This window comes from Mycobacterium sp., assembly GCF_032162105.1.
In the GTDB taxonomy this organism is placed as follows: Bacteria; Actinomycetota; Actinomycetes; order Mycobacteriales; family Mycobacteriaceae; genus Mycobacterium.
This window is the reverse complement of record NZ_JAVRPS010000250.1, coordinates 1-9,123: the sequence shown is the minus strand read 5'-3', so window position 1 is coordinate 9,123 and position 9,123 is coordinate 1. Positions and strand designations below refer to the sequence as shown.

The 9,123-nt window shown below is 63.8% G+C and carries 11 protein-coding genes; 3 read left to right on the top strand and 8 right to left on the bottom strand.

Annotated features, from left to right (window positions below; all coding sequences use genetic code 11):
- The 5 genes from QOC69_RS12530 to QOC69_RS12510 form a co-directional block, all read right to left on the bottom strand.
- Positions 1–951, bottom strand: a 951-nt coding sequence (locus tag QOC69_RS12530) for an NAD-dependent epimerase/dehydratase family protein (RefSeq protein WP_526439871.1), incomplete at its 3' end; no start/stop codon positions are given.
- 94 nt (positions 952–1,045) lie between these two features.
- Complete coding sequence (locus tag QOC69_RS12525; RefSeq protein WP_526439869.1) at positions 1,046–1,921, bottom strand: SDR family NAD(P)-dependent oxidoreductase; 876 nt, start codon at positions 1,919–1,921, stop codon at positions 1,046–1,048.
- A gap of 42 nt (positions 1,922–1,963) precedes the next feature.
- Positions 1,964–2,314 carry a DoxX family protein gene (locus tag QOC69_RS12520; RefSeq protein WP_526439867.1) on the bottom strand — a complete coding sequence of 117 codons (351 nt, stop codon included), beginning with the start codon at positions 2,312–2,314 and terminating at the stop codon, positions 1,964–1,966.
- A 77-nt stretch (positions 2,315–2,391) separates the two neighbouring features.
- Entirely contained in the window at positions 2,392–3,528 is a 1,137-nt protein-coding gene (locus QOC69_RS12515) for a VOC family protein (protein ID WP_526439865.1), read from the bottom strand.
- A 40-nt stretch (positions 3,529–3,568) separates the two neighbouring features.
- Entirely contained in the window at positions 3,569–5,197 is a 1,629-nt protein-coding gene (locus QOC69_RS12510; RefSeq protein WP_526439863.1) for an FAD-dependent oxidoreductase, read from the bottom strand.
- Positions 5,198–5,300: 103 nt separating this feature from the next.
- On the opposite strand from QOC69_RS12510, the gene QOC69_RS12505 reads away from it, so the two are divergent.
- The 3 genes from QOC69_RS12505 (at position 5,301) to QOC69_RS12495 (ending at position 7,281) form a co-directional block, all read left to right on the top strand.
- Positions 5,301–5,960, top strand: a complete 660-nt coding sequence (locus tag QOC69_RS12505) for a TetR/AcrR family transcriptional regulator (RefSeq protein WP_526439861.1) — start codon at positions 5,301–5,303, stop codon at positions 5,958–5,960.
- Positions 5,961–6,093: 133 nt separating this feature from the next.
- Positions 6,094–6,780: a TetR/AcrR family transcriptional regulator gene (locus tag QOC69_RS12500; protein WP_526439859.1), complete on the top strand. Its 687-nt coding sequence runs from the start codon at positions 6,094–6,096 to the stop codon at positions 6,778–6,780.
- A 42-nt stretch (positions 6,781–6,822) separates the two neighbouring features.
- On the top strand, positions 6,823–7,281 hold the full coding sequence (locus QOC69_RS12495; RefSeq protein ID WP_526439857.1) for a VOC family protein: 459 nt from the start codon (positions 6,823–6,825) through the stop codon (positions 7,279–7,281).
- 49 nt (positions 7,282–7,330) lie between these two features.
- Here the strand turns inward: QOC69_RS12495 and QOC69_RS12490 are convergent, their stop codons facing one another.
- The 3 genes from QOC69_RS12490 to QOC69_RS12480 all read right to left on the bottom strand — a co-directional run.
- Entirely contained in the window at positions 7,331–7,768 is a 438-nt protein-coding gene (locus tag QOC69_RS12490) for a nuclear transport factor 2 family protein (protein WP_526439855.1), read from the bottom strand.
- Between the two features lie 249 nt (positions 7,769–8,017).
- Complete coding sequence (locus QOC69_RS12485) at positions 8,018–8,764, bottom strand: SDR family NAD(P)-dependent oxidoreductase (protein WP_526439853.1); 747 nt, start codon at positions 8,762–8,764, stop codon at positions 8,018–8,020.
- Between the two features lie 15 nt (positions 8,765–8,779).
- Positions 8,780–9,123 (bottom strand): hypothetical protein (locus QOC69_RS12480; protein ID WP_526439851.1); only part of this gene is annotated, 344 nt, incomplete at its 5' end.

Sequence of the window (9,123 nt, the reverse complement as noted above, 5' to 3'; positions counted from 1 at the left end):
CCGAAGCGTTTCCGGATCCAGGTCCACTTGCGGCGCGACATGCGGTCTTGTCCGATAGAGCGCAAGCAGCTGTTCGCGCGCGCTGGTGGTGTAGCCGCTGGACAGGTTGTAGATGCGATGCGGAAGGGCGTCGGCACGAACCAGGCCCACGAGCGCACTGGCCGTGTCGCGAACATAGGTCAGTGGCGACACTGCGATCACACTCCACAGCTGCGACAGCGGCACCCCCATGTATCCCGCGCCCGCCATCAGATTTCCCCTGCCTGCGATCGTATGAACGGCACGGCTGATGGGACTGCCCATCTCCTTGTAACCGGGCCCGAACTGAGTCGGTATCCGCAGCACGGCGACGTCGAGCCGGTTTTGGTTCAGCTTCTGATTGGTGTGCACCGTCGCCGACCCGCCCATCTGCCAGGGCGCGGCATAGTCGAGTGCGATGCGCTCCAGGGATCGTTTGACGGAGACCTCGAACGCCGGCAGCGCTAGTGCCCTGCTCCCATCGGGCGCGGCAAAGGCAGCCATCGCGTCGGGATGGTCATCGACCGTCGCTTGCACCGGAAAGCGCGCGTCTTCGGCGAATGGCGGTGCGATGCCGCCATACACGGCGATCGAGCTGACGAGTACGAGGCGCTTCACTCCTGTGGCCTCGGCGGCTTCCAGGCAATTGAAGATCATGTCGTAGTTGCCCCGGTTCGCCGTGCGGGTCTGTGCGTGTTGGTGAGCCTGTGCAGCGTGTATCACCGATTGAAAGTCGTACCGGCTGAACAGGTCGAACACTTCCCCGCTGCGCGCGAACTCCACCGGTTCGATGGTGACCAGCTCGCGCAGATCACCCAACGCCTTGTCGATTTGGTCGTGTCCGTGACGAGCGGTGATCACGACTGAAGTACCTTCGGCGGCGAACGCGCGGGCGGTATTCAGCCCGACCAACCCTCCGCCGCCGGTGATCAAGACATGAGACATGGGCTAGCCTTCCGAACGGCGCAGCGACGTGCGCTCTAGTTGGTGTGACTCGGTTGCAGTGCTTGATGGAGAAGGCAATTGGCTAGGCATCGCCCGCTCCGATGAGCTGCAGTCGCAGGGCATCCAGTTCGGTGTCGGACTTTTCCAGGACGAGGCGCAGGATCTGTTCCGCGTCGTCGCCAACGGCCGCGCGGATTGGCGGGGGCACTTGCTCGACCAGCTCGATCACCCGGTCGGCGGACGCCTCAGCGCTCAGACCGGCGTTCTGCATGTTGTTGAGCGCATCGCTGAACTTGCCGAAGACATCGCCATAGAGTGCGCGCTGCTCGCCGGTCATGGAGTCCGCCAACCGTTTCAGGGCGGCGGCTGTCTTCGCGGGTCCTCCGGTGCGCATGTTGCCGGCTTGAGCCATCACGAACGTGACCCCGAACGGCTTGAGCTCGGCGCGATAGACGTCGGCCAACGCCTCGAATGCCGCCTTGGAGGCGCTGGACGGACCGTCGAACGGCACCGGAAACCGGCCGGTCATCGCGCCGATTTGGAGGATGCGGCCGCGCGACTTGCGCAGCGCCGGAAGAAACCCGTTGATCACGGCTAACGCGCCGAAGACATTCACTTCGAACTCTCGCCTGATGTCGTCCAACGGGATCACTTCAAGCGGCCCGGGCGTGAGAGTGCCGGCATTGCTGATGAGCACGTCGAGTCCGCGCTCACCCAACTCCTCCGAAACCTTGTCCACCCAGGCCGTGACAGCGCTCTGATCGGTGATGTCGGCAAGGGTCAGTGCGACGCCGCCACTGGACACCTCCAGTAGATCGGCGACATGCTGTTCCGATCGTGCCGTGCCAAAGACGCGATAGCCCTTCGCCGCGAGCTTGATCGCCAATGCGCGCCCCAGCCCGCTGCCCGCCCCGGTGATGGCGACGCTGGGCTGGTGTAATTCCGTTGTGTCAGACATGGTTTCACTCCTTTGTGATCTCGGACGGTTTTGAACAATCGATCAATGCGACGTGACCAATAAGCCCGCCGTCACGGCACTGAGCACGAGGAGCAGCGCGGCGGGGCCGGCGTGGCGAAGGTCCCCCACGCGGACATGAGAAGCGATCCCACCAACCATCAGCAGGGCGAGACCGACCGCGGCGGCGATACCAAGTGCCGGAACGACGAAGCCGATGGCCAGTCCCAGACCGCCTGCGACCTCCAGCGCGCCGACCACGCGCCATAGTTGCGCCCCGACACGCAGCTGGTCGCGCATCTCCAATGACTGTTTGGCGCCGACGAGCTTGAGACCGCCCGAGCCGAGGAACGCTACCGCGAGAAGCGCGCTAAGGACGATGGTGGCGATGTGCATTTCGAACCTTTCGTTGGGGGTTGTCAATCTGACGTCGGGCGGCGCTCATGCGAACCGCCACGCGGGGTAGTCGGCAGTCACTGGCTCATGCCCTTCACCATCGCGACCAGCCGGGAGACATCGAGTTCGTTGTCGTCACGCAGAGCTCTCACGATGTCGCGGATCATCCGTGGAGATGGGTTGGTGCCCAAGAATTTCCGGTTGATCGGTGGTCCCCATTGGTAGAGTCCGGATGCGGTCAGCGGAGCCCAGCCGGGTTCTATGGAGTTGTCGAACAGATCGCCGTCGGTGAAGTGCTCGACCATCAGCTTGTCGGGATCGTGCCAGTAGTCGAAGATCTGACTGCCCAGAATGTGGCGGCCCATGCCCCAGACGCGTTCGTAGCCTCGGCGTAGCAGGTACTCGCCGCCGGCGGCCACCGCGTCCAGGTCGGTGACCTGATATGCGGAATGGTCATAGCCGGCCACGGTTCCGAGGCGGAGGGCCAGAGTGTGGTGATCGGACGGGACCGGTCCGCGATCGCAGCGGATGAACGCGAGCGCCGGACCGCGGTCGCGCTGGCCGGGCACGTACTGGAAATCGCTCACGATCAACCCGAGGGTGTCCAGATACCAGTTCAGACTGCGAAGGAAGTGCGGTGTCTGCATGACCAGGTGCCCGAGGCGCTGCACCTGTGCGGGCTCGCTGGGCGGACGCTGAGTCGCGTTGATCCGCGGACGATCGCTGCCGAAGTTCAGTGTGTGCACCCGCTGTTCGGGCAGGGCCGGCAGATCGTGTTGCCCGTGGTAGACCCCGACGGCGATTCCACTCGGGTCGCACAGGCGCACGACGTGACCCTCACCAGGTTCATCGAGTGGTTCGACCCGCCGATTGTTCACCCACGCCAGCGTGTGCAGATCCGACGCGTCGGCCGCCTTGAACGTCGGGCCGACGAACCGGGACCGGACGCCTTTGCGGATGACCACAGCGGGCGTGCCCGGCAGCGAACCACGCAGATACAAGGTCTTGGGTTCGCGTGCGGCGACCGCGAAACCGAAGGCACGCGCGAATGTCTCGGCACGGTCGAGGTCCGGCTTCTCGAACTCGAGCCAGGCCAGGTCGGTGACTTTGATCGTCGGATTGACGGAGCGCCCGCTGTGCTCGCCTGGGTTGGGTCCGTGCTCGCTATGTAGGTCGGCGTGCCCGTCGACTGCGATCGCGTGGTGATTCTTCATGAGTGTCTCCTGTGGAGTGGGAGCCTTGAGGGTGTGCTTGTCATAGCGCGCCGCGCGCACGCGCGATGATGTCGGCGGGGTCGGCGACGGCAGTTCCGCTCCAGGCGATGTGCAGGTCCGGGCGGACGAGAACCAAACTGTGGCGATACAGCTGGCACAACCGAGGGTCGTCGAGGATCAGATGACGAACCGGCACGTCCGCCAGTTCGGCTTCGTCCAGGAGTAGCTTGGCCTCGCTGGGTCCGGAGACGGCGTCGACCAGGGTGTAACCGTGGCCGAACTGGTCGAACAAGGTTTCGCGCTCGCCAACAACGACGTTCGGCGCGCGGTGGCCGGGTAGCACAGTAGGCACGAAGATGCGCCGATCCCATGGAGGTGTTTCACCATCGGTGGCGCACACGATCGGTGAGTCGTCATAGCGGACATCGAGTTCGATTCCCAGGCTGAGGTTTTCGGCATTATTGGTGGTGAAGAATTCCGCGACGACCGCCCGGTGCGCGCGCCCGTCGTCGCTGTCCTGACCGATGAGATTTGGGTCGATCATGTCGCGGGACTGCAAATGGATCAGCACATTCTCAACGGACGCGTTGCGATTGCGATCTCCGACCGGGCGTCGCTCGGCCTCATAGCTGGCCAGCAGCTCTGTTCCGCCCCAGCCGTGCAGCAGGCCGGCGAGCTTCCACCCGAGGTTGAACGCGTCACCCAGTCCGGTATTCATTCCGAAACCGCCGGTCGGGACCATCGTGTGGGCCGAATCACCGGCGAGCAGGATTCGACCCCGCCCGTATCGATCCGCAAGCAGCGCGTTGGGCCGCCACACGCTCGAGGCCAATACCTCATCAATTTTGACCGGGTGGCCCAATGCCCGGGCGACGAACTCGTGGGGATCCCCGATCGGATCGGGATCGTCGACGAGCCCCAAATCCTTGTGCAGTGTCCAGGTGTCGACCTCGTCCTGCGCGATGAGGATCGCCCCGTCGGTGATGTACAGATGCCAGAACTGGCCCAGCGCATGCAGATTGGCCAGATCGCTGGAACGAAAGTGCACCAGGGCAAACGCGGTAATATCCTTGGCGCCCTCCATCGCAATGCCCAGCTCGCTGCGGACCACGCTCGACGCGCCGTCACATCCGACCAGGTATCCAGCCCGGATCTTCAGTGCGTCACCTGTGTCGTCCACGACTATGGCTTCCACCACGTCGCCGTTTTGAGCGCAGGTCTGCAACTGCCACCCCTGGCGAACGTCGATCAACGGGTCGCGCCGGCAGCGATCCATCATCACCGCTTCAAAGATTGCTTGCGAGCAACGCTGCCATGGCTGACCCGGACGGGCCCCGTCGGGCGAGCCCCGCAGCGTCGCCCACTCCTCGTCGACCGAGGGCAATCGCCAGCGGGTGATCTCCGGGCCGTCGAGCCCGGGAGCGAAGATCACGTCGAACGAATGCTGCGGCGCCACCCCCACGCGCCGCAACTCGGCGTCGACACCCAACCGCCGCAGCAGCTCCATGCTGGCCCCGTTGGTGACGTCCATCTTCGGGAATCGGGTCGTGTGCGTGTTGCGTTCGACGAGAACGCAATTGATGCCGTAATGCGACAACACGCTGGCGAGGACGAGACCCGTCGGACCGGCACCAGCGATCAAGACCGGAGTTTCAAGCGTCTGCGTCATGGGAGATCTCCTGTGGCTGCCGAACCGTTCTGCGCCTACGATAGAGCTTAAGTTGATAGTTGTCAATATAAATGTTGTCGCTGCGTCTGGCATAATTTGTCACATGGTTTCTACCCGGGCATCGCAGGGGCGCCGCGGTCGCCCGAAGACGGCGGACTCGACGCCGCTGGAGGACATCCTGGAAGCGGGCCTGGTGGCTTTCGCCACGTACGGGTACGAAGGCGTTTCGCTGCGAATGCTCAACCGGGAGCTCGGCGTCAGTCACAATCTGATCTATCAGCGCTTCGGCAGCAAAGACGATCTGTGGCGCGCCTCGGTCGATTTCGGCTTCGGCCCTCTCCTGCGCATCATGCAGGGCATCTTCGATCCAACCCTGACCGAGCCACTCGAACAGTTGCGGCTGGCGATCCGCCGGTACGTCGTGTTCTCCGCAGCCCACCCACAGTTGGTTGCACTGATGAACATCGAGGCCCGCCAGGACACCGATCGGTTGAGCTACATCTACGACAACTACATCGAGCCGGCATTGACGGGCGTCGGGCGGCTCCTGCTGCACCTCGCCGAACGGAAGGCGATTCGCCCGATCTCGTTGCGGGAGTTCCACTTTCTGGTTGCGCACGGTGCAGCCGCGATCTACAGCCTGGTGCCGCTGGCGATTCTGTTCGACCCGGTACCCCCGGGTGACCCCGCTGCCATCGAAGACCACGCCCGGCTGGTGTCGGATCTGATCGTCGAGGGTCTGCGGTTGGAACCGAACGGTTAGTCCCGGTTGACGACGCCGCGGCGTGCGTCATACTGATATGCGACAAATAACTATTTGTCGTGTATCATATTAATGGTTACCCTGAACATGTAGATGCGCCGTCACGGCCGCCTGAGGATGCAGAATGGAAACCATGAGTGCGCCGTCGCGACGCAGGCCGAGTGGCCGGCCACGCCGCGACGATTCGCCCGCGTCGCTGGACGACATCCTCGGTGCAGCGCTGAAAGCCTTTGCCACCCACGGGTATGACGGTGTGGCGCTGCGAACTCTCAACCGGGAGTTGGGCGTTAGCCACAACGCCCTCAACGGCCGCTTCGGCTCGAAGGAAGCGCTGTGGTACGCCACCGTCGACTGGGCATTCCAACCTCTTGTTCTGCGGTTGGCGATGGCGTTCGACCCCACCGTGACCGACCCGCTCGAGCAGTTGCGAGTCACCATGCGCACCTTCTTGGAGTATTCCGCCGAGCGCCCTGAGCTGCTGGGCCTGATGAACATCGAAGGCCGGCAAGATACCGAGCGGTTGGCTTACATGTACAACACATACATCCAACCCGCGCTCGCACCGGTGCAGCGCCTGCTCGATCACCTTGTCGCCACCGGACGGACGCGGCCGATCTCGCTGCGGACTTTCAACTTCATGCTCGCCCACGGTGCCGCCGCGCAATTCACTCTCGGGCCGCTTGCGCGCCACTTCGACCCCGCTGACCCGCTGGACCCAGCCGCGGTCAAGGCCCACGCCGAACTCGCCGCGGACTTCATCATCCGGGCACTGGAGATCGATCACCCTGATGGCGACGCGCCGCCATCACGCAAGCCCTAGGTCGCAACCCTGTCCGAGTGGACGCAATGAGGAGAACAGCCCATGACAACCGATAGTCAACACCTTGATGCCGCGGTCAGCGCGCAGGGCCGCGGCCTGGATTCGCTGGCCTTTGCCTGCACCGTGGTCGTCGTCGCTGACCTCGACCGATCCTCGCAGTGGTACCAAAGCGTTCTGGGCTTCACCGAGCATGCGCGCGTCAGGATTGACGGGGCCAATGTCGTGCTTCTGGCGGGAGCGGGAACCCAGCTTGAACTCATCGAGGGCGACGGGCCGACCGTAACGACCGTGCCCAGCCTATGCGCCGAGCCCCCACATCATCTACTGCCGAAAGGGAACAAGTTCCTCGCCTTCGCTGTCGAGGACCTTCAACGCGCAACCGACCAACTCCGCGACAAGGGCGTACCCATCATCTGGCGCGACAAGCAGCTGGCGCCAGGAATTCGTTCGACGGCGATCCGTGATGCCGAAGACAATTTCATTCACATCGTGCAGCACTGAATGGCGTAGTCGACGCGCGCGAGCGACTCTCGCGTGCCCGGCTGAGCCGTTACTTCTTCAACGAATCTTCCAGATTTGCCAGCACACCGATTTGGCCGAGCATGATGGTTCCGGAGTAGTAGCACTCGAACACGCTGACCTTCCCGCCCTCGACGGTGAACACATCGCAGGACGGGACGCTGATCTCCTTACCGGTAGCGGTAATCGTTCCGATGGGCATCGGAAGGTCGCCTTTGTGAGTCCCGTTCAGTGACAGTCGAACGACGACGACATCACCGTCGAAGTAGAGGTCGTGGAGTTCGCGGTGCATGTCCGGGAAGGCCGTCGAGTAGATGTCGGCCGCGAGTGCGACGTCGTCGCCGATGTACTTCGCCCCTGACGCTACGTCCCACCAGTAGCCGTTCTCGGTGAACAGCGATCGAAACTTCTTGGGTTCCTTCTCTGCGACCGCATATAGATTGCGGATGATCTCTTCGTTCGAAGCCATAGTGGGTCCCATCCATTGATCTCCCTGACCGCACAACCATGCCGCGGGCGGGCACCCGATTGCACCCGTGGCGGCACCGGCCGCCCCCCGGGTCGGGCCGATGCCACTTGTGCCCGCGCGCAGGATCTCCGCACTGCGGGACGGGCCGGCGTGGTGCTGGCGCCGCTGCCACCCCGGTGCAGCCCGTCTCCCTGTGAAACACGGGCTGCACCATTCAGATTGGCGGTCGCGCCGCCAAGCCGACGGTACTTAGACCTGTTCCTGGCCGCCGTCGATGGACAGTTCGGCGCCGGTCATGAAGCTGCTCTGGTCGCTGGCCAGAAACAGGACTGCAGCGGCGATTTCCTCGGGTTGTGCGACCCGGCCCAGCGGAACCGTTGCCGCAAAGCCGGCCAGCACCTGTTGTTCTTGACCAGCCGGTGCGCTGCCCGTGAGTCCCGGCGTCTCAGTCGGCCCGGGAACCAACGTGTTCACCCGGATCTGCCGAGGCGCCAGTTCAGCCGCCCAGGTCCGGCCGAAGGACCGGACCGCCGCCTTCGACGCGGCGTACGCCCCCATCGCGGGGTAACCACTGGAGGCTGTGCTGGAGCCGGACAGGATGATCGACGCACCAGAGTTCAAGAGCGGCAAGACTTTCTGCACCGTGAAGATGGTGCCGCCGACGTTGCGGTTAAACGTGTCGAGGACGTGTTGCGGTGTCATATCGGCCAACGGAGCCAACCCTCCCCCACCGGCATTGGTGAACACGACGTCGAGACCATGTCCGTGTGCCTTGATGGCGTCGGCGACGCTGTCCAAATCGTCGGGGTCGGTGACGTCCCCGCGAACACCGGTGGCCGAGGGACCAATTGACGCGAGTGCCTCATCGAGGCGTTGCTTGTCGCGGCCAGTGATGAAGACATGCGCGCCTTCAGCCGCCAGCCGCGTGGCGGCGGCAAGACCGATACCTGACGTGCCGCCGGTGACCAGGGCGGTCTTATCGTTGAGCTGTCCCATGATGGTTCTCCATTTCTACTGATTTTCTACTGGTCCGAATGCGGACCAGGTGCCCGCTGGTGCTGACGAGGGAATGGTTGCGGGGTCGCAGGCGGCAGCGCGCAACGTGGGTTCGAAGTCGGTGCCGAGAATGGCGGTCAGCACGGGGTTGGTGACCCCCGCGTCGCGGTATCGCTGCACCCCGTTGCGGACCGCGGCGTCGTCGCCGATGGCACACAGGTGATCGATGAATCGTTCACTGATGGCCAGCTTCTGCGCGTCGACGTCGGGTGAAGCGGCATCGAATGCGGCCACGTCGTCGGCGAAACCCGCCGCCTGGAACATCGCCCGGTAGAACGGCAGCCCGAAGTACCGGTGCA

What these genes read in the sequence shown, in the direction of transcription:
- QOC69_RS12525 (WP_526439869.1), bottom strand. Translation starts at nt 1,921, where the DNA reads ATGTCTGACACAACGGAATTACACCAGCCCAGCGTCGCCATCACCGGG.
- QOC69_RS12520 (WP_526439867.1), bottom strand. Translation starts at nt 2,314, where the DNA reads ATGCACATCGCCACCATCGTCCTTAGCGCGCTTCTCGCGGTAGCGTTC.
- QOC69_RS12515 (WP_526439865.1), bottom strand. Translation starts at nt 3,528, where the DNA reads ATGAAGAATCACCACGCGATCGCAGTCGACGGGCACGCCGACCTACAT.
- QOC69_RS12510 (WP_526439863.1), bottom strand. Translation starts at nt 5,197, where the DNA reads ATGACGCAGACGCTTGAAACTCCGGTCTTGATCGCTGGTGCCGGTCCG.
- QOC69_RS12505 (WP_526439861.1), top strand. Translation starts at nt 5,301, where the DNA reads ATGGTTTCTACCCGGGCATCGCAGGGGCGCCGCGGTCGCCCGAAGACG.
- QOC69_RS12500 (WP_526439859.1), top strand. Translation starts at nt 6,094, where the DNA reads ATGAGTGCGCCGTCGCGACGCAGGCCGAGTGGCCGGCCACGCCGCGAC.
- QOC69_RS12495 (WP_526439857.1), top strand. Translation starts at nt 6,823, where the DNA reads ATGACAACCGATAGTCAACACCTTGATGCCGCGGTCAGCGCGCAGGGC.
- QOC69_RS12490 (WP_526439855.1), bottom strand. Translation starts at nt 7,768, where the DNA reads ATGGCTTCGAACGAAGAGATCATCCGCAATCTATATGCGGTCGCAGAG.
- QOC69_RS12485 (WP_526439853.1), bottom strand. Translation starts at nt 8,764, where the DNA reads ATGGGACAGCTCAACGATAAGACCGCCCTGGTCACCGGCGGCACGTCA.